An 18,928-nucleotide genomic window follows, 5' to 3' on the forward strand; every position below is an offset into this window, starting at 1 on the left:
GTGTACATCTGGGGCGCGCTGGGACCGTCGACGGCGGCATCGCGCGTGCCGGTCCAGCCCGGGTGCGGCTGCGCGGGGCACCAGCGCAGCTCGCCGGCCGGCGGTGCGGCGTAGGGCACGGCGCGGAAGACGCAGACCCCGCCCTCCACGGTGCCGCGCAGCCGCCCCGCGGGGAGCTGAACCTCCGGCCGGTCCTGGTCTGGGGAGTGGGGCATGGCCGATCCTCTTCTCTCTGCGACTGCCGCGCACCGAGGGCGTGGCCCCTCGAAGGTATGGCGCACTTTTGGCGCCCGTCACTCTTCCACAAGATCTCTTCGGGTCCGACGGCGCCCCGTTCAGGCAGGGCGGGTCGGGGCCGCCCCTGCCGCACCCCGAGCGAGCGAGAGGCCCTACGACGCACCCCGCCTGCCCGGAGGCCGCACCGCAGTGGTTACACGTCATGGCAGCACACCCCCAGCAGGCCGCCGCGGCGGTCACGATCCGCACAACAACCCGGTCCAGGACCTGGCGATGGCCGGAAATGGGTGCTACACAGTCTTCAACGCACTTGGTGACACGTGTAACAACAGCGTCGCCCTTCCGGAATGCGTTCGCCCACCCCACCCCCGGTGACGACCGCTTCCGCCCTCCGCCCGGCCTCCCGCCCGCACCGCGCGGCGCCGCCCTCCCGCACGCCTCCGCCACCTCCCCGCTCCGTCCCGAGGAGTCGTCATGTCCCCGCACGACATCGTCGATCCACCCGTCCCCCTGCCCCCGGGCCCCGCCCGCCACCGCGGTCTGCTCTTCCTGCTGCTCGTCGCCAACTCCGCGCTGATGGCCGTCTACATGGGCGTGGGATCCGTTCTGCTGCCCACACAGATCGCCGCGATCGCGCCCGATGACAAGGTCGCCGTCCTCGGCGTGATCGGCGGGATCAGCTCGGTCTTCGCGACCGCCTTCAACCCGATCGCCGGAGCCCTCTCCGACCGCAGCGGCCGCCGCAACCCCTGGATCCTGGGCGGCGCCCTCGCCTCGCTCGCCGGCCTGGCCTTCCTCGGCAGCGTGACCACCGCCCTGCTCGTCGGCATCGGCTGGTGTCTGATCCAGGCCACGATGAACACCTACCAGGCCGCGGTCACCGCGATCGTTCCCGACCGGGTCCCCGCGGCCCGGCGCGGCACCGCGTCCGCCCTGGTCGGGCTGGGCCTGCCGATCGGCGGCACGGTCGGCGTGCTCGTCGCCTCCCGGACCGCGGAGCACCTGCGCACCGGCTACCTCGTCTTCGGTGCGATCGTCGCCGTGGCCGCGCTGCTGCTCGCCGGCTTCGTCCGCGACGCGCCGCGCACCGGAACGACGGCCGGCCGGCAGCCCGCATCCGTACCCGTGCGCGCCCAACTGGCCGCGTTCCTGTCGTCCTTGACCCACCACGACTTCCGGTGGGCCTTCATCGGGCGTGCCCTGATGGTGCTCGGCTACTTCTCGGTCGTCGGGTACCAGCTCTACATCCTCAGCGATCACATCGCGCTGCCCGAGGGCCTCACCCCGCCTGCCGCGATGGCCGTCCTCACTCCCGTGGCGATGGTCTCGATGGCCGCCTCCACCGTGCTGGGCGGCCTGCTGTCCGACCGCTGGAACCGTCGCAAGGCGTTCGTCGGGGTGTCAGCCGCGCTCGCCGGCCTCGTGATGGTGGTCCCCGTGGTCAGCCCGACGTGGACCGGCATGCTCGTCTTCAGCGCGCTGAACGGCCTCGCCTTCGGCTGTTTCATGGCCGTGGACACCGCGCTCGTGACCCTGGTCCTGCCCCGGGCCGAGGACGCCGCCCGCGACATGGGCGTCCTGAACGTCGCGAACGCGGGACCGCAGATCATCGCCCCCTTCGTCGCCTCGGCGGTGGTCACCGCCCTGGGCGGCTACACGCCGCTCTTCCTGGTCGGCGGGGCGCTCTCGCTGATCGGCGCGCTCGCGATCCTCCCGATCCGCAGCGTGCGCTGACCGCCTGCCCCGTGCCGGACCGCGCCGCACGGCTCCGGACTCCTCCGGGCCGGCCGCGACCGGCCGCGACCGGTCGTGACGGGTCACAACCGGTCGAGTTGCTCCCGCGGGCGCGTGCCGAGGGTCACGCGCCCGCCGGTCCCCTCCCGCCCCGCCCTCGTCCGCTCCCCCGCCTCCCACCCCTTTCGAAGGAGCCCCTGTGAGACGCAAGCACCTCCTGCCGCTGGCCGCCCTGCTGCTGTGCACGCCGACCGTGGCCGGCACGGCGCCCGCGGCTGCGGTGCCGCAGACCGCGCCGGCACCCGCCGCTCCCGGCGGGCCGTTGCGGATTCTGCTCACCAACGACGACGGCTACGACGCGCCGGGGATCCGCAGGGCCTTCGAGCGCCTCACGGCCGCGGGACACGACGTCACGATCGTCGCCCCGCTCACCAACCAGAGCGGCACCGGCACGAAGGTGACCAACGCGCCCGCGATCACGGTGAAGCACCCCGAGCCGAAGGTCTGGGCCGTCGACGGCACTCCGGGCGACTCCGTCGCCTTCGGGCTGGCCGAGGTGTTCGCCGGGAACGCGCCCGACCTGGTGGTCTCCGGAACCAACTTCGGGCCGAACGTCGCCGGGCTCGCCACCCACTCGGGCACCGTCGGCGGCGCCATCGCCGCGCTGGAGCACGGCGTGCCCGCCCTTGCCCTGAGCACGGGAGGCCTGTCCGTTCCCGACCCGGTCACCACGGTCAACGCGATGGGGCCGACCCTCGACTTCGCGGTCGGGCTGATCGACCGGCTGCGGTCGCGCGCCCGGTCCGGTCCGCTGCTGCCCGAGGGCATCGGCCTGAACGTCAACCACCCGGTGGTCGGCACGGACGGCACGGGTAGGGCCACCGGTGTGTCCGCGACCTTCCAGGATCCGCAGACCGTCCTGGAACCGGACTTCACCGACACGGGGGACGGCACCTGGAAGACAACCGTGAAGGTGGTCCTGCGGCCCGCGGCCCGGGGCGGCGACGTCGAGGCGGTGAACGCCGGCCGGATCGCCGTCAGCCCGATGAACTCCGACTGGAACACCGGCCCGGCCGACCGGGCCGTAGCCTCCGCCCTCATCGCGGGCCTGCGCCCGTAGCACCCCCGGAACCGGTGGGGCGCAGCAGCCCGCGGCTCCGCCCCACCACTGCACGCCCCTGGCGACGGGACGCCCGCCGGACGGACTCCGGCCCCGGACCGCCCGCCCCCGGAGCACGCCTCCCGCTGATGGCGATGCACCGAGGCGTGTACAGCCGGGAAGCGGCACCCGGTTCGGCGGCGGGCCGGGGGGCGTCCCGCCGCGCTATCGGTCGGTGAGCGCGGCGGCGGGCCGACGCCGTCGGCCGCGGATCCGTGCGTGGACCGTGGCCGCGAGCGCCGCGGCCGCCGCGGCGACCGTCAGGAGCCACACCGGGATGCCGCTCCCCACCGTCAGCAGTTCGTCGTGGTGGACGACCCGGCGGTAGGGGGTGTCCTTCGGTGTCGCGCGCAGTTCGTGGTCGGCGTCGATGCGGCCCGGCTCAGGGAACTCCTGCTCGATCGCCGTCAGGAACATCGGTTTTCCGTCGGTGAGGGCCGTCAGCGGGCCGGCCTCCGGCTCGACGGTGCCCGCGAAGGTCACCTTGGGTGCGTCGCCTCCGATGCTGGCGACGGGCTCCATGCGGTGGTCGGCCAGCACGTACAGGCTGAGCGACTGGGGTGTCTTGGCCATGCGGGAAAGACGCATCGGGTAGACCGGTCGGCCGCTGTCGAAGCGGATCCTCAGCGGGTCGAGGTCGCCGCGGAGCACCCGGTCCGGTCCGCCGCGCGGGGCGAGGCGTATCGCCACGTACTCCCAGTGCTGGTCGACGTACGGCGTGACCTCGGTGGTGAGGCGGTCGGGGAGTTGGAAGCCGTTGTTCTCCAGCCAGTTCTTCAGGGCGGCGGGGTCGGTGGCGGTGAGCCGGGCCACGTCGAAGTCGCCGAGCTGTTCCCGGCCGACCACGCCCACGGGCGGCGCGGCGCCCGGCGCCGGGGCTCCCGCGCCGTCGCTCGTCGTGCGTGCGAAAGGCCAGTCGCCGTCGCGCGGCCAGAAGTAGCGCCGGGTCCGGTGCTCGGGCCGGGTCAGATCGCGCAGCGTGTCGAACACCTCCCCATCGCCCAGTTCCACCGTGGCGCGTCCGGGCACCGGCATGATCCATGCGGCCCGCTGTGCGTTCCCTCCGACGGTGAAGCGCATCACGATCTGCTCCGTCCGGCCGTCCCAGTGCACGACGGAGGTCTCCCGCTCGACCCCGATGCGGGACCGGCCGTCGGGGATCATCGCCCCGCAGCCACAGGCGTAGGCGGGGTCGATCAGCGCGCCCGCCTGGGTCGTGAACAGCGCGAACAGCAGGATCAGAATCCTTCGTTTCATCGACACGGGGTTGGGGACGGCCGGTCGGGTGATCCGGTTCCACCCCCTCTCGCCGCTCGATGCGGCCTGGCTCATACTGTGGCGCATGAGGGGGAGTGAGAAGCAGTCGCATGCGCTGCGGCGCCTGAACGCGCTACCGCGCAGCCCGATGGTCCCGGACTCCGTGATGGCGGAGATCGCCCGGCACGATTGGGAGGGCATCGAATGCGGTTGCGGCCGGTCCGCCGGCCACCTGGTGGACGCCGTGCGCGACGCCGCCGAGGGTCACCCCGCCGCGTTCCATGCGCTGGAGGGCCACGTCTTCTTCGCCCAGCGTCTGAAGCCGCCCGCCCCGGCGGTGTGCGCCGTACTGATGGCGGTGTGGTCGGCGTATCCGCCCCGCCGGGCGACCCGCGAGGCGCTGCTGTGGGCCCTGCTGGCCCTGCTGTGCACCATGGACGACGGCGGCACCCACGAGGCGGGGCTGCACGGTCAGGTCGCCGCCTTCATCCGCACCGGTGCGGAGGGTTTCCGCCGAGAGCTGGCCGCCGCCGCGGGCTCCGGGACGGCCGCGTACGCGGAGGGCATCCTGGAGGTCCTCGGCCTGCCGGCGTCCTGACCGGGCAGGGAGCGCGGGCGGGCGAGCAGCCTCGTCAGGCGGTGGCGCGTGCGGTCTCCTCCACCGCGCCGGGCAGCCAGTCGGCGACCCGGCCGAAGGCGAACCCCAGGGCCGCGGCCCGACCATTGTCCATGGCGTAGGCACGGTCGAAGGAGAAGGGTGAGGCCTCCTCACCGGCGGCGACCACCCGGTACCTGGGCCGTCGTCCGAGTCGTTCGGCGACCGCCGCGCAGAGCCCGAGGACGTCCGGGGCGCCGTGCGAGGCTGCGTTGACGGGCCCGGTGAAGGTCTGCCGCACCGTCCAGTGGAGGAAGGCGGCCATCTCCAGGTGGTGGATGAAGGAGGTGCCGTACGGGGTCGCGTGGACGTCCACCGGGGTGCCGGCGCCGATCCGCTGCACATAGTGGGCGAGGCGCCCGGTGAACTCCGCCCGGCCTCCGCCGAGAACGTGCGCGGTCCGGACGCTGACGTACGGGAAGGGCGGTTCGCGCAGGAAGACGGCCTCGGCCGACCGTTTGCCCTCCGCGTAGGCGTGGGCTTCGGACGGCATGGGGCGGCTCGACCGCTCCGGCAGCGCGTGCGGCGGGCGTGTGGGGTCCAGGTGGTCCTCGGCGACGGGCACGGTGTGCGGCGCGGAGCCGGTGGGGAGCGTGGCCGGGTCGTAGACCTCCATCGTCGAGGTCATCACGTAGCGCCCGGCCCTCCCGGCGAACACCCGGCGGGCGACGGCGGCCTGGAACGGCGTGTAGCAGACCTGGTCGACGACCACGTCGAAGTCGCGCCGGGCCAGGGCCGCGCGCAGCGCGTCCTCGTCGTCGCGGTCGGCGAGGAGCCGGGAGACTCCCGGGGGCGGGGCGCTGGAGCCCCGGTTGAGGACCGTGACCGTGTTGCCCTCGTCGCGCAGGCGCGTGACCAGTGACTTTCCGAAGTATCGGCTACCGCCGATGACAAGAATCTGCTTCATGGCTCCGACTCTCGCGTTGTATCGTCCCCAGCGGAACCGACCATCGACTGAACCGGTCGTAAGGAAAACTGATGATCGATGTGCAGCGGTTGCGCGTCCTGCGGGCGGTGGCCGAGCACGGCAGCTTCAACAAGGCGGCCGGGGCCCTGCTGCTGACCCCGTCGGCCGTCTCCCAGCACGTCGCGGCGCTGGAGCGCACCCTTGGCCACCCGGTGGCGGTGCGCAGCACGCGCGGTGTCACGCTGACGGAGCCCGGGCGGCTGCTGGTGGAGGCGGCGGAGACGATCTCCGCCGAACTGGACCAGGTGCGCCGGGCGATCGACCGGCTGGCGCAGGATCGGCCGCGGCTGACCGTCGCCACCTTCGGCAGCGGGGGCCGGCGCCTGCTGCCGTCAGCGCTCTCCCGATTCGTGCAGGCGCATCCGGAAGTGGAGCTGACGGTACTGGAGAGCGAGCCGGAGGACGCCGTGCCGATGGTGCGCTGCGGTGCGGCCGATCTCGCGCTGGCCTATCACTTCGACGGGCCGCCGCCGGTGCAGCCGGGCACGCGTCCGGGCCTCGGCTGGCGGCCGCTGATGGAGGATCCGCTGTGGTTGGTCCTGCCGCCCGGCCACCGCCTGGCCGGGCGGGACTCGGCGGACCTCGGTGAGCTGTCCGGCGACCGGTGGGTGCTGGGCTGTCTCAAGACGGAGGCATTCCTGCGCCGCTACGCGGAACTCGCCGGATTCGAGCTGCGCGTGGGGGCGTCCACCACCGACTACTTCTTCGCCCAGACGCTGGTCGCGGCGGGCGTCGGGGTCTGCCTCGTCCCGCAGGTCGCGCTGGCCGGCGCCGCGGACGCGGTCACGGTGCGCGTCGAACCCCCTCGTCCCGCCCGGCACATCGGCCTGGTCCTGCCCCGTCGGCGCCCGGCGAGCGCCGGCGCCGAAGCTCTGGCCGATGCCCTCGCGGCGGCGGCAACCGACACCACCACCGCCGCCGCACGGACCGGAGCCCGTCCCTGAACCCCCTCCTGTGCGGCCTCGCCGCCAACCCCGCGCTGCCGTCGCCGCTGGTCGACCGGCTGGTCGCTCTTGCCGTGGCGGTGCCCGTGCCGTCGGGCTCCGCCGGGCATCTCGCCGACTGGCTGGTCCAGCGCCTGTCCGAGCGCATCGACCTCGGCCCCGTACAGGTCGCGTCCCTGGCCGCACTCGACGAGGACACAGCCGCGCTGCTGGCACGTGCGGGACATCTGAAGGCCGCCGACGTCGACCCGGCCGTCTGGCCGCTCGCGGCCCTCGCCCTCCTCGACGAGGGCTGCGGGCTCCCCGCGTGGGCCCGTCGGTTCGCCGTGGATCCCGACCCCTCCCTGCGGGGGCGGCTCGCCGCCTGCCCCGGGCTGCCCGCGGACGTCGAAAACGCACTGGCCTGCGACCCGGACCCGGAAGTGGCCGCCGAACTCGCCCTGTGGACGAGGCCCACACCGGTCGCGGACCGCCTGGCGCGGCACCCGCACGCCGAGGTCCGGCGGGCGGTGGCCGCCAACGAGGCCGTGTCACCCGCCGCGCTGGCAGCGCTGCTCACCGGAGACGGTCTGCCGCCCGCCCGCTCCTGCTCGGTGTGCGACAGCAGGGAGATCCCCTTCACGCACGATCCCCACTGCCCCGACGCCGCCTGCGAGCTGCCGGCCGACGCCACATGTGACGGGACGCACGGCTCGACCGTCCATGGCACCTGGCAACGGGTCCTGTCCAATCCGGCTGCTCCCCCGGAGGCCGTGGCGACCTTCGCCGAGCATTCCTCGGTGCTGCTGCGGTGGGCCGTCGCCGAGCATCCCGGCCTCTCGGCGGAGGCATACGCCCACCTCGCCGGTGACCCCGTGCCCCGGGTACGGGCCGCGGTCGCACGGAACCCGGGTACCGGTGCGGAGGCGAGCCGGATGCTGGCCACCGACGCCTACGACGACGTACGGCAATCAGTGGCGCGACACCCCGGGGTTCCGCTCGACGTGCTGGCCCAGCTGACCGGCACCACCCGCCTGGGTCCGCATCCGCTGCCACGGATCTGTGCCGCGACCCCGGAGGAGCTCGCGGAGGCGGCCGGTTCGACACAGGGGCGCGTACGGATGCTCGTGGCGCACCGGCACGATCTGCCGCCGGAGTTGCGCGACCGGCTCGCCGCCGATCCGGACGCCTCGGTGGCCAAGGCCGTGGCCCCGCATCCGGGGCTGTCACCGGAGCGGCTGCGGGCCATGGTGTCGCTGCACGGCGCACAGGTCATCGCGCGGGTCGCGGCCAACCCGGATGCGCCCGCGGACCTGCTGGCGGAGCTGGCCCGCCACGATCCGCCGGTACGGGGGGCGTTGCGGGAGATCGCCTCGCACCCCAACGCGACGGCCGACGCGCTGCTGCCCTGCCTGGCCGACAGGAAGTGGCGGGTCCGCGCCGCCGCCCATCCGGCGCTCCCGGCAGCGGTCGTGGTCGGACTGCTCGACGATCCGGACCCGGCGGTGGTGGAGGCCGCGGCCGCCAACCCCGCGCTGCCGCCGGCCGTGATGGCGCGACGGGTGCCGTGACGGCCCCTTCGCAGGTGTCCGGCCCGGCTGTGCGCCGGGGCGCGCTCGCCGTCCGGGCCCTGATAGAGGAGGTTCGGGGCCGCGGGCGGCGTCCCGACGGACCGTCGGGCGGGGGGATCGAGGGCGGAACGCTCTTCGAGGCCGCACTGCGCCGGCGGACCGCCTCCGCCACCCGGCCGCCCGCCCCGCACGGGTGATTCCGTCACCTCCCCGGGCCGGGGGTCGTTAGGGGCCTGGGGGTTGACTCGGGGGCGAAGGGATGACGGTATGCGGCAATTTCCTCTGGAGACGCACCACGTGGCACCCGGCAGGGTGGTCGAGTGGCAGCTCAGGTCCACCGTGGCGGAGGCTGACGGTCCGGGTGATCCGGCGAGCCGGAAGGCGTCCTTCAACCAGGACAAGCACTTCACCGTCGCCGAGGAGAGCCGGGCCGCCGACGACCCCGTCGCGTCCTGGGTCGCGGTCACCTTCGAGGTGACCGGGCCGCTGGACGAACGGGCCCTGGCCCGGGCGCTGCTCTCCTTCGTCCAGCGGCACGAGGTCCTGCGCTGTGCGTTCCGGCGGCTGGCCGGCGAGGTGGCCTGCGAGCCCTACGCCCCCGATACGCTCAGCCTGGACGCCACCACGGTGGGCACCTTCGAGGACGCCGGGGCTCTGAGCGGCTTCCTCGTGGAACGGTTCAAGCGGAGCATCGACACCCTGTCCTGGCCTCTGTTCATCATGGGTGCGGTGGTCCGCGAGGACTCGGCGACCGTCTACCTGGCCTTCGACCACATCGTCTGCGACGGCATGTCGATGCCCATCGTCGCCCGCGAGGTGCTCACCGCCTACGAGGGTCTGTGCCGGGGCGAGGCCGTCGCACTGCCGCCCGCGCCCAGCTATCTCGACTTCGCCGAGGAGCAGCGCCGCCGCTACCTGTCCATCGACGCCCGCGACGGCCGTCTGGACTACTGGAAGTCCTTCATGGGGCCCGAAGGCGAGTTCTTCCCGCGCTTTCCCCTCGACCTCGGCGTGGAGCGGGGCCGGATGTACCCCATCGTCAACGAGGCGTCGATGCTGCTGGACGCCGGTGAGGCGGAGGTCTTCGAGAAGACCTGCCTGGCCGTCGGCGGCAAGCCGTTCATGGGCGTTCTCGGCTCGGTGGCCGTGTGTCTGCGCGAAGCCGGCGGGCCGGGCGTCTACCGGGGCTTCATGCCGGTCAGCGAGCGCGGCCGGAGCACCTGGACGAACTCGGTGGGCTGGTTCGTCAACACGCTTCCCATCGAGTTCGATGCCTCGCCCGGCCGGGACTTCACCCAAGTGATGGCCTCCGTCCGGGCCGGTTTCGGCGAGATGATGACCCATCTCGACGTTCCGTTCGTGCGGGCGTGGGAGCTGCTGGCGCCCGAGGAGTTCGCCGCCCGCTCCTGGCCGTACCCGGTGAACTTCTTCTCGTACATCGACATGCGCAAGTGCCCTGGCGCCGAGCGGCACGACGACTGGCGGCCGACCACCCATGTGTGGTCGGCGCGGGCCAACGGCGCGTGCTCGTGGTTCCAGCGCGACACGGACGGGCTGCACATGAACTCCATCTACGTCGACACCCCGGCGGCCCGGCGGACCATGCGCGACTTCCAGGAGGCGCTGCGCCTGACGGTCCAGGAGGTCGCCCGCACCGGTGGTTTCCGCCGGCCCGTCGCCCTGACCGCGCAGCGCCGGCCGGTACGGAAGACCCCGCTGGACGTGGCCGCCTTCGCGCGCCGCGGCTGAGCCCGGCCCGCCCGGGACGCGGATCAGAGGCGGGCGGCGCGCCGCAGGAGCAGGGCGCGTTCCCGCTCGTTGCGGGTCAGCGAGGCCGCGCGTTCGAACTCGGCCCGCGCCTCCCCCGGCCGTCCGAGGCGCTCCAGCAGGTCGCCCCGGACGCTCGGCAGCAAGTGGTAGGAGTTCAGGGCCGGTTCTCGGGTCAGGGCGTCGACGAGTGGCAGGGCGACCGCCGGTCCGTCGGCCATCGAGACCGCCACGGCCCGGTTGAGTTCCACGACCGGTGACGGGGTCAACTGGACCAGGCGTCCGTAGAGGACGGCGATCCTGGCCCAGTCGGTGTCCTCGTAGCGGACGGCCGCCGCGTGGCAGCCGGCGATCGCGGCCTGGAGGGAGTACGGGCCGCTGCCGGCGCGGCCCATCGCCCGGGCGCCCCTGGCGATGAGCAGGCGGTTCCACCGGGCCCGGTTCTGGTCGGCGAGCAGCACCGGTTCGCCGTCGGGGCCGGTGCGGGTGGAGATGCGGGACGCCTGGAACTCCAGCAGCGCGGCGAGGCCGTGCGCCTCGCCCTCCTGGGGCATGAGGGCTGTCAGGACGCGGGCCAGGCGCAGGGCGTCCTCGCAGAGGGCGGGCCGCACGAGGTCGTCGCCGGAGGTGGCCGCATAGCCCTCGTTGAAAACCAGGTAGATGACCTCCAGGACCGAGGAGAGTCGTGCCTGGCGGTCGGCGCCATAGGGGACTTCGAAGGGTACGGCGGCCTTGGCCAGGGTCCGTTTGGCGCGCACGATGCGCTGGGCGACGGTGCTCTCCGCGGCGAGGAAGGCGCGGGCGATCTCCTGGGTCGTCAGTCCGCCGACCAGGCGGAGGGTGAGGGCGATGCGGGCCTCGGTGGCGAGGACGGGGTGGCAGGCGGTGAAGATCAGGCGCAGCAGGTCGTCGTCGATGTCGCCGGGTGCCGGTTCGGCGGGCGGCGGCTCGTCCTGCAGGGTGCGGCCGACCTCGGCGAGTTTGCGCGCGTAGGTCTCCTTGCGGCGGACCAGGTCGATCGCACGGCGCTTGGCGGTCGCCATGAGCCAGGCGCCCGGACGCTCCGGGACACCCGACTCCGGCCATTGCTCCAGTGCGGTGACGAGGGCGTCCTGTGCGATCTCCTCGGCGATGCCGACGTCCCGCACGATGCGAGTGACACCGGCGATGATCCGCGCCGACTCGATCCTGAACACCGTTTCGACCGCCCGGGCCGCATCCACTGCCGTCACGGCCACCCATCAGAGCAGCCGTGACGAGGCAGGGCAAATGCGGCACGAGCGGGCGCGATCGCCCCTCCCGGATCACATCTCCTGGATCTCCCGGACCTCGGCACTGACGTTCCAGTCCGCCGGGTGGATCTCCAGGAAGCGCCGGGTCCACTCGATCGCCTCGGCCTTGTCCTTGCACTGGCTGAGGGAGTAGCCGCCGACGACCTCCTTGGTCTCGGTGAACGGGCCGTCCGTGTAGCTGATCTTCCCGCCGGACCAGCTGAGGCGGGTGCCCTCGGATGTGGGCAGCAGTCCGGCGGTGTCGAGCAGGACCCCGGCCTTGGTGATCTCCTCCAGCAGGGCGCCCATCCGCTGCTCGAACTCGGGCGGGAACTCGCCCGGGGGAAGGTCCTTCTCGTCGATGCGGATCATCGTCAGGAAGCGCGGCATGGTGGCTCCTCGGTCGTGGCGGCGGGGCCCTTCCCCGCCTCTCACCCTTACGTCGAACGGGAGGCGCCCGGATCGACAGCTCTCGGAAGATCCTTCGAGGAATTTTCCGCGGCAGCCACCGGGAGGCCGCCACCCGGCGTCCGGGGCGGCGGGGGCGGCCGCAGACCGGTGGCGGGTCAGCGGCTGTCGCCGGTCCAGTCCCAGTGGCCCGGATCTCCTGCGCGGCGGCGGTAGTGGGCGCGCCCGCCCGCCCCGTACCGCCCTATCTCGGTGGGGAGGCGGGCTTCTTCGTCCAGCTGGGGCGCGCTCCAGCCCGTGATGTCCAGGAGGAGGCCGTCGAGCGGCCCGCCGACCAGCTCGCCGTAGGCGCGGCCGGGGCGCGGGCCGGGGTCGGGGTCCTCGTGGTCGGCGCCGTAGACCCGGCGCCGGAGCATCCTGTCGTCCATGTCGATCAGCTTCACAGGAGGCACTGACAACGGCCCGGCGGCCGTCCGCCCGACCGGCGGCGATGATGGGGGCCGCGCTCCCGGCGGAGGGGCGCACGAGCGAGGAGCGACACGCATGGCACACGGGGTGCACCGGCCACAGGAGGACGAGGAGTTCGACTTCGTCCTGTCGATGACGACGGGGCCCGTCCTCGCCTATTTCTGCGGCACCTGGCCGAAGGCGGTGGAGGCCTGCCGTGCGATGGACACGGTCGTCGCCCGGCTGGTTCGGGAGTACGGGACGCGGTTCACCGCCGTGCGCACCGACATCACCCGCTGCCCGGGGCCGACCAAGCGCTACGGCGTGACGGGAGCGCCGACGGCCGTGCTCATCGCGAACGGCGAGGTGGTGGCGAGCCGGCCGGGCCCGATGGACCTGGAGGAGTTCCGGGCCTTCCTCGACGCCCACCTCTGACCGCCGGCCGCGCTCCGCTCTCGGCGGGGACGGTGCACCGCAGGGCACGGCTGGGGCGGGCGTGCCGGGCGCCCCGGGGCGGGCGGGACTTTCGCAACACGCTCCGGGAGCAGAGGGCGACGGCTCCTCCGTTCCGGGACCGGCGTGTGCTCCACCCGGGTGGCGCACAGGCCGACGGACGCCCGCCGGGTCGCGGCGTGGGGTGCCGGATCCGGGCGGACCGTACGAACCGGCTCTCCGAGGCCGGACGGCTCACGGAAGGGGGCGTGCCGGGCGGGGGACCCCACCCGGTCGCGTTTCCCCCTGACAGCACCACGACTTCCTGTACAGTTGTCCAGGAAGTTGCCCACCTCGTCCCCCCCAGAACTGGAGGCGGCCATGCAGACGGTCGCTTGGATCCTGATCGGCCTCGTGGCCGCGCTGCACGCGTACTTCCTGGTCCTGGAGATGTTCCTGTGGCAGCGTCCACCGGGGCGGTCACTGCACGGCTTCGACGCGGACACCGCCCAACTGACCGCGCCGCTCGCCGCCAACCAGGGCCTCTACAACGGCTTCCTCGCCGCCGGCCTGGTCTGGGGGCTGGTCACCGACTCGCTGGCCACACAGGTGTTCTTCCTCGTCTGCGTGATCGTGGCCGGCGTGTTCGGGGCGGCGACCGCCCACCGCAGGATCCTCTTCGTCCAGGCCCTACCGGGCGCCCTCGCGCTCGGCGCCGCACTGCTGGCCGCGTGAGTCCGGAGGATCCGCGGACGGCCCGGACGAAGGGCCGGCTGCGGGACAGCCTGCTGGCCGCATGCGCCGGGCGGCCCCTGTCGGAGGTCAGCGTCTCGGCGGTGGTCCGCGGGGCCGGCGTCGGGCGGGCCACCTTCTACCTGCACTACGAGGACCTCACCGCGCTCGCCGTCGACGCGTGCGCGGACGTCGTCCACGCGGCCGTCGACGCCCTACACGCCTGGCAGACCGGCCCCGGCGCGCTCCCCCCGGCACGGCCCCCGGCCGCGCTGGCCGATTTCCTGACGGGAGCGGCCGGCCGGGCGCAGCTCTACCGCACGCTGCTCCTTCCGGGCGGCGGCGGCCCCCTCGGCGACCGCCTGCACCGGGAGCTGCGCGCTCGCGCCCGCGACGAGCGCGTCGCGGTGGGTGCACCCCAGCCCGAGCTCGTCGCCTCCGCGGTCGCCGCGGCCTTCACCGGGATCCTCGCGGACTGGCTGCACGAGGAGATCCCGGCGGATCCGGCCGCCCTGGCGGATCACCTGTGGCTGCTGCTCCTGGCCCTGCACCGGGCGGTACCGGCCGGACCATAGGGCCCAGGACGCGGAAGGCCCCGCCGGCGGACCGGCGGGGCCTCGTTCACGGCACAGCTCGTGGCGGTGGCTAGAGGGGGACCACGTTCTCCGCCTGGGGGCCCTTCGGACCCTGCGTGACGGTGTATTCGACCTGCGCGTTCTCGTCCAGCGACTTGAACCCCTGGGTCTGGATCGCCGAGAAGTGCACGAACACGTCAGGACCGCCGTCGTCCTGCTGGATGAAGCCGAACCCCTTCTCCGAGTTGAACCACTTCACGACACCTGTTGCCATCTTGCTGATCCTTCACAACGGTCCACTGCGGGCCGCACACGCGGCCGCCTCAATCCTGCCCAACCGCCCCCCGCGGCACACGCCGGACGCGGCCAACCGGGGCGCGTCGCACGTTCGCACGTGTGGTCGCCTTGTCCGCGATACGGGGGACCCGGCCCGCCCCGCACGGGATCGGGCGCCCCACCCCCGGCAGCCAGGACCGCCGGTGCACCCCGCGCGGGCCGCGATGTCACGGCCCTCCGGTCCCGAGCTGCCCCGCCCGCGCGGCCGGGGCGGCTCGGAGGGGCGGCCGGACGCCCCAGCGGCCCGGCCCCCCGCTGGTACCATGGGCGGTTGACCACCTCCTTTCCTTCTTCTCCCCCCGCCTCGAAAGGTCCTGCATGAGGAACCCGTCAGCTCATGGCCGCTTCGGTGTGAAGGGTGGCGCCAAGGCCGGTTCCCGAACCGGTACCAAGGCCCCCCGGAACATCGGGCCACAGGGCGAGTTCGCGATGCCCGAGCCGAAGTCGCCGGCGCTGCCGCCGGTGGAGTCGTTCTCCGAGCTCGACCTGCCCGTGGAGCTGGTGGAGACCATGACCTCCCTGTCGGTCACCCAGCCGTTCCCGATCCAGGCAGCGACCCTCCCGAACGCCCTCGCCGGGCGCGACGTCCTCGGGCGCGGGCGGACCGGCTCCGGCAAGACCCTGGCATTCGGCCTGGCCCTACTGGCGCGCACGGCGGGACGGCAGGCCGATCCCAAGCGCCCGCTGGCGCTGGTCCTCGTACCGACGCGCGAGCTGGCCCAGCAGGTGACCGAGGCACTCCAGCCCTACGCGGCGGCCCTGCGGCTGCGGATGGATGGCCACGGTGGTCGGCGGACTGTCGATCGGCCGGCAGGTGAGCGCCCTGCGAGCCGGAGCGGAGGTCGTCGTGGCCACCCCCGGACGGCTCAGCGACCTGGTCGGGCGGCGCGACGTGCACCTGGAGCGGGTGCGGATCACCGTGCTCGACGAGGCCGACCAGATGTGCGACATGGGCTTCATGCCGCAGGTCACGGAAATCCTGGACCAGGTGCACCACGCGGGCCAGCGGATGCTCTTCTCCGCGACCCTGGACCGCAATGTCGACCAGCTGGTGCGCCGCTACCTCAAGGACCCGGTCTCGTCGTCCGTCGACCCGCAGGCGGGCGCGGTGACGACGATGGACCACCACGTCCTGCACATCCACGCCGCCGACAAGATCTCGGCGGCGACGGAGATCGCGGCCCGCGACAACCGGGTGCTGATGTTCCTCGACACCAAGCACGGCGTCGACCAGTTCGTGAAGCACCTGCGGGCGATGGGCGTACGGGCGGAGGGCCTGCACAGCGGCAAGTCGCAGCCGCAGCGCACCCGCACCCTGGCCCAGTTCAAGTCCGGAGCGGTCACCGTACTGGTCGCGACGAACGTCGCAGCGCGCGGCATCCACATCGACGACCTCGACCTCGTCGTCAACGTCGATCCGCCCGCCGACCACAAGGACTACCTGCACCGCGGCGGCCGGACCGCCAGGGCCGGGGAGTCCGGCCGGGTCGTCACCCTCGTCACCCCCAACCAGCGCCGGGACATGGTGCGGCTGCTGTCCGACGCCCGGATCCGGCCGACGATCACGCAGGTGCGCTCCGGTGAGGCCGCGCTCAGCCGGATCACCGGCGCGAAGGCCCCGTCCGGAAAGCCGCTGGCCGGCTCGGCGCCGACCGATGCCAAGGGCCGGCCGTCGGGTACGGAGCTCGGATTCCGCGGCATCGGCACGCGGCCGGGTCGGCCCGGCAAGGGCAAGGAATCCCGCAAGACGTTGGAGGCCCGTCAGCAGGCCGAGGCGCGCCGTGCCGCCCGGGTGCGCCGCGGCATCTGAGGGCACGCGCCCGGTCAGCGCGGTCAGCTCGGTCAGCGCGGTCGGATGCGTTCCGCAGCGGACGGCGCCCGGCGCAGGGTGGTGCCGGACGCCTCGGGTCGGTCAGGGCTTCGGCGTCAGGGCCCGGGCCGCCGGGCCACGACGGTCACCGCGACGAGGGGACGGTGCGCCGGCGAAGACGCTCGGCGGCAGCATTGCGGACCCGCCGGGTGCGGGCCCCGGCGGCCAGCAGCTCCAACGCCTCGTGACAGGTGAGCAGCCGAACCGCGGTGCGCTGGCACCAGTCGGAGGCGCCGGTCAGATCGGCCGCGGACCAGGGCTCGCCACGGGTGACCGCCGTGAGCAGGCTCCACTCCCGCAGCCTGCGCTCGGGGAAGACCCGGCCGGCGAGAACCCCGGACATGGCCCGCGCCCAGACGGTGTACCTATCGTCGGCGAGCAGGGCCGCGGCCCGGCGGTCGAGGTGGGTGACCACCGCGCTCTCGGCCATCACGCGGTCGGGGTCGCCCAGTACCGCGCTCACCACCTCGGCCTCGGCCTGGGCATCGCCGCACGGCACCGCCGCCAGGGACTCCAGGTGGCGGGCGTAGCGCCAGTGCTCGGGAGGCGTGTCGGGGCCGGGCAGGCTCATCGGGAGGCTCCCTGGCCGGCGCGCGCCGTCGGGCCGGCACCCGTGTCGGTCCCGGCCGGGCCCGTGCCCGCCGGTATGGCGGGCACGCCCGCCGGCGTACCGGTGTCGGCTCGCCGCTGTTCCTTGCCTGTCCGCATGGCATCCATTCCACACGATCACCGCGCTCGGCCGGTGGCCAGGGTGCCTTCCGGCGCTCTCGGAGCACCGGTTGACGGGATCCCGCCCTGTGCGCCGGCTCCCCGGCGTTCCCGCGGCGGGCCGCCGGGCGGCGGAGCGGTGGTGGTACGCGGGGCACCGACCAGCGCGGCACCGGGACCGTGCCGCCGGCGGCGGGCGGAGCCTTTCGGCCGAGGCGTCGAGCAGCGTTCGGGAGGGGCGGAGGAGCGGTGCGCCTCAGACCTGCCCCTGCCCCGGGCCGGGGCCGGGGCCGGGGAGCGCCGCCCCGGTCTCCAGCAGGGTCTTGAGGCTCGACGCGAGCATCGGCCAGGCCTGGCGGCACATGCCCATCAGGGTGCCGCCCGGCTCGAATCCCTCGTGGCGGATCGTCAGCCGGGCGAGGGTGTCGCCGACCGGCTCGATCTCGTACGTCACCTTCGTACGGGGCTCCTTCGCCAGCTCCGACCGCAGCTCCTCGCCGATCCCGACGGCGGCCGCCCACTGCGGACTGAAGGTGTGCCAGGTGTAGGACAGCAAGCGGTCCGGGACGCAGCCGAGGACCAGTTGTCCGGGGTCGCTGGTGCGGGCCCCCCGCTCGACCCAGTCCATCGCCGACCCCACCGCCCAGTCGGTCTCGAAGCTCAGGCCCCAGTACCGGCGGGTGAGGGCCGGGTCGGTGAGGGCCTGCCAGACCCTGGACGGATCGGCCTGGACGTAGAGGGTGTAGGTGATCGCGCTGTCGTCGCTCATGGCCCCATGCTGCGGGACCGTGGTCCGCGGACGGCGGATTTCCCGGTCACGGCGACGGCGGGCGGCCCCGCCCCGGGTCACCAGCGCACGCCCTCCTCGGGGACCTCCACCAGCGGGGTGCGGGCGGGGGCGGGGAGGCCCAGCCGGGCCCGGGCCTCGTGGACCGCGGTGAGCTCGTCCGTACCGGCCGGGCCCCAGTCGCTGAGCTCGCGGACCTGTTCGGGAGTGGCGAGCAGCCGGGCGTACGCCGGGTCCGCGGCCGGCGGGAGGCCGGTGAGGCGGGCCGCAACGCGGGCATGGGCGCCCTCCTCGCCGTACCGGTAGCCGAGCGGGGCCGAGCCCGTGGCGGCCGGGGTGTTCGGGGGCGGGAGGTGGGCCGTGCCGGTGCCCCGGGCGATCAGGAGCAGCACCCTGCCGTCGGGGGCGAACAGCCAGGCGGAGAGGTCCCGTACCGGCAGTTCGGCGGGGACCGGCCCGCGGTGCCAGCCACCGTGCTGCGGGATCCGCCGGGTGCTGAGCACACCGAGCCGGTCGAGGGCGGTCGGCGCGGTGGGGCGGCCGTCCTCCAGCAGCGCGGCGCCGCATCCGTTGATGCGGGCGCGCAGGGCGGACAGGGCGCGGCGGGCGTCGCCGGGGTCCATCAGGGCCGGCAGGTCGGCGGGCTCGGCGAAGTGGATGCCGGTGATCTCCTGCGCCGGGAGGCGGACGGCTTCGATCCGCTCCGGTGTCCAGGTCCCGCCGTCGTAGATGTGCAGGACCTCGCCGGGGAAGCGCATCTCCGGCGGGAAGCCGGGGGTGTCGGCGGGGATCCAGTCGACGGCCAGGCCGCGCGGGTAGCGGCCGTCGACGCCGAGCTCCTCGCGCAGCTCCCGGGCGGCCGCGGCGGACGGCGCCTCACCCGCGTCGACCGCCCCGCCGGGGAGCAGCCGGTCGGAGCGGTAGTCCACGCTCTGTACGAGGATCCGGCCGTCGGTGTCGGTCACCAGGACGACGGCCGCGGTCCAGAGCGCGGCGCGCGAGGCGCCGTAGTCCTCCGGGGTCATCCAGGTCCCCGCGGCGCACTCACGCTCGTCGGTCGCGCTGTGGTCGGTCAGCTGCGGCATCGGGACT

General features: G+C 73.9%; 18 protein-coding genes and 1 pseudogene. 10 read left to right on the forward strand and 9 right to left on the reverse strand.

Annotated elements, in window-relative coordinates; all coding sequences use genetic code 11:
• Positions 1 to 711: 711 nt before the first annotated feature.
• Positions 712 to 1,971, forward strand: a complete 1,260-nt coding sequence (locus tag R4Z63_RS01820; protein WP_384444642.1) for an MFS transporter — start codon at positions 712 to 714, stop codon at positions 1,969 to 1,971.
• A 199-nt stretch (positions 1,972 to 2,170) separates the two neighbouring features.
• Positions 2,171 to 3,091: a 5'/3'-nucleotidase SurE gene (surE, locus tag R4Z63_RS01825; RefSeq protein WP_384444644.1), complete on the forward strand. Its 921-nt coding sequence runs from the start codon at positions 2,171 to 2,173 to the stop codon at positions 3,089 to 3,091.
• Between the two features lie 204 nt (positions 3,092 to 3,295).
• On the opposite strand, the gene R4Z63_RS01830 is transcribed toward surE, so the two are convergent.
• On the reverse strand, positions 3,296 to 4,387 hold the full coding sequence (locus R4Z63_RS01830; RefSeq protein WP_384444646.1) for a DUF2330 domain-containing protein: 1,092 nt from the start codon (positions 4,385 to 4,387) through the stop codon (positions 3,296 to 3,298).
• Between the two features lie 85 nt (positions 4,388 to 4,472).
• Between R4Z63_RS01830 and R4Z63_RS01835 the strand changes: the two genes are divergently transcribed.
• Positions 4,473 to 4,985, forward strand: a complete 513-nt coding sequence (locus R4Z63_RS01835; RefSeq protein WP_384444648.1) for a hypothetical protein — start codon at positions 4,473 to 4,475, stop codon at positions 4,983 to 4,985.
• A gap of 34 nt (positions 4,986 to 5,019) precedes the next feature.
• Here the strand turns inward: R4Z63_RS01835 and R4Z63_RS01840 are convergent, their stop codons facing one another.
• Positions 5,020 to 5,949, reverse strand: a complete 930-nt coding sequence (locus R4Z63_RS01840; RefSeq protein WP_384444650.1) for an NAD-dependent epimerase/dehydratase family protein — start codon at positions 5,947 to 5,949, stop codon at positions 5,020 to 5,022.
• A gap of 71 nt (positions 5,950 to 6,020) precedes the next feature.
• Here R4Z63_RS01840 and R4Z63_RS01845 point away from each other — a divergent pair, with 71 nt between their 5' ends.
• The 3 genes from R4Z63_RS01845 to R4Z63_RS01855 all read left to right on the forward strand — a co-directional run bounded on the left by R4Z63_RS01845 (position 6,021) and on the right by R4Z63_RS01855 (position 10,252).
• Positions 6,021 to 6,953, forward strand: a complete 933-nt coding sequence (locus R4Z63_RS01845; RefSeq protein ID WP_384444652.1) for a LysR family transcriptional regulator — start codon at positions 6,021 to 6,023, stop codon at positions 6,951 to 6,953.
• A 74-nt stretch (positions 6,954 to 7,027) separates the two neighbouring features.
• Complete coding sequence (locus tag R4Z63_RS01850) at positions 7,028 to 8,503, forward strand: hypothetical protein (protein ID WP_384444654.1); 1,476 nt, start codon at positions 7,028 to 7,030, stop codon at positions 8,501 to 8,503.
• Positions 8,504 to 8,770: 267 nt separating this feature from the next.
• Positions 8,771 to 10,252 carry a condensation domain-containing protein gene (locus R4Z63_RS01855; protein WP_384444656.1) on the forward strand — a complete coding sequence of 494 codons (1,482 nt, stop codon included), beginning with the start codon at positions 8,771 to 8,773 and terminating at the stop codon, positions 10,250 to 10,252.
• A gap of 23 nt (positions 10,253 to 10,275) precedes the next feature.
• Here the strand turns inward: R4Z63_RS01855 and R4Z63_RS01860 are convergent, their stop codons facing one another.
• The 3 genes from R4Z63_RS01860 to R4Z63_RS01870 form a co-directional block, all read right to left on the reverse strand.
• Positions 10,276 to 11,493, reverse strand: a complete 1,218-nt coding sequence (locus R4Z63_RS01860) for an RNA polymerase sigma factor (RefSeq protein ID WP_384445008.1) — start codon at positions 11,491 to 11,493, stop codon at positions 10,276 to 10,278.
• 81 nt (positions 11,494 to 11,574) lie between these two features.
• The gene (locus tag R4Z63_RS01865; protein WP_037922085.1) at positions 11,575 to 11,931 is read right to left on the reverse strand and encodes a YciI family protein; all 357 of its coding nucleotides are present in this window, start codon (positions 11,929 to 11,931) and stop codon (positions 11,575 to 11,577) included.
• A gap of 176 nt (positions 11,932 to 12,107) precedes the next feature.
• Entirely contained in the window at positions 12,108 to 12,377 is a 270-nt protein-coding gene (locus R4Z63_RS01870; RefSeq protein ID WP_037922898.1) for a hypothetical protein, read from the reverse strand.
• A gap of 115 nt (positions 12,378 to 12,492) precedes the next feature.
• Here R4Z63_RS01870 and R4Z63_RS01875 point away from each other — a divergent pair, with 115 nt between their 5' ends.
• The 3 genes from R4Z63_RS01875 (at position 12,493) to R4Z63_RS01885 (ending at position 14,135) form a co-directional block, all read left to right on the forward strand.
• Positions 12,493 to 12,831, forward strand: a complete 339-nt coding sequence (locus R4Z63_RS01875) for a thioredoxin family protein (RefSeq protein WP_037922082.1) — start codon at positions 12,493 to 12,495, stop codon at positions 12,829 to 12,831.
• A gap of 378 nt (positions 12,832 to 13,209) precedes the next feature.
• Positions 13,210 to 13,563: a DUF1304 domain-containing protein gene (locus R4Z63_RS01880; protein ID WP_384444659.1), complete on the forward strand. Its 354-nt coding sequence runs from the start codon at positions 13,210 to 13,212 to the stop codon at positions 13,561 to 13,563.
• On the forward strand, positions 13,560 to 14,135 hold the full coding sequence (locus R4Z63_RS01885; protein ID WP_037922072.1) for a TetR/AcrR family transcriptional regulator: 576 nt from the start codon (positions 13,560 to 13,562) through the stop codon (positions 14,133 to 14,135). The genes R4Z63_RS01880 and R4Z63_RS01885 overlap by 4 nt, the downstream gene beginning before the upstream one ends.
• 70 nt (positions 14,136 to 14,205) lie before the next feature.
• Here the strand turns inward: R4Z63_RS01885 and R4Z63_RS01890 are convergent, their stop codons facing one another.
• Positions 14,206 to 14,409 (reverse strand): cold-shock protein, encoded by a 204-nt coding sequence (locus R4Z63_RS01890; protein ID WP_037922057.1) that lies wholly within the window; start codon positions 14,407 to 14,409, stop codon positions 14,206 to 14,208.
• A 491-nt stretch (positions 14,410 to 14,900) separates the two neighbouring features.
• Between R4Z63_RS01890 and R4Z63_RS01895 the strand changes: the two are divergent.
• A pseudogene (locus R4Z63_RS01895) lies at positions 14,901 to 16,281 on the forward strand (DEAD/DEAH box helicase).
• A 145-nt stretch (positions 16,282 to 16,426) separates the two neighbouring features.
• Here R4Z63_RS01895 and R4Z63_RS01900 read toward each other — a convergent pair.
• The 3 genes from R4Z63_RS01900 to R4Z63_RS01910 form a co-directional block, all read right to left on the reverse strand.
• The gene (locus R4Z63_RS01900) at positions 16,427 to 16,912 is read right to left on the reverse strand and encodes a hypothetical protein (RefSeq protein ID WP_384444664.1); all 486 of its coding nucleotides are present in this window, start codon (positions 16,910 to 16,912) and stop codon (positions 16,427 to 16,429) included.
• Positions 16,913 to 17,305: 393 nt separating this feature from the next.
• A complete protein-coding gene (locus R4Z63_RS01905) occupies positions 17,306 to 17,818 on the reverse strand; it encodes an SRPBCC domain-containing protein (protein WP_384444666.1) in 513 nt (170 codons plus the stop codon).
• 77 nt (positions 17,819 to 17,895) lie between these two features.
• Positions 17,896 to 18,921, reverse strand: coding sequence for an NUDIX domain-containing protein (locus R4Z63_RS01910; RefSeq protein ID WP_384444668.1), 1,026 nt, complete (start codon positions 18,919 to 18,921; stop codon positions 17,896 to 17,898).
• Positions 18,922 to 18,928 lie beyond the last annotated feature (7 nt).

The sequence above is a fragment of the Streptomyces sp. PL-29 genome (genome assembly GCF_058344425.1).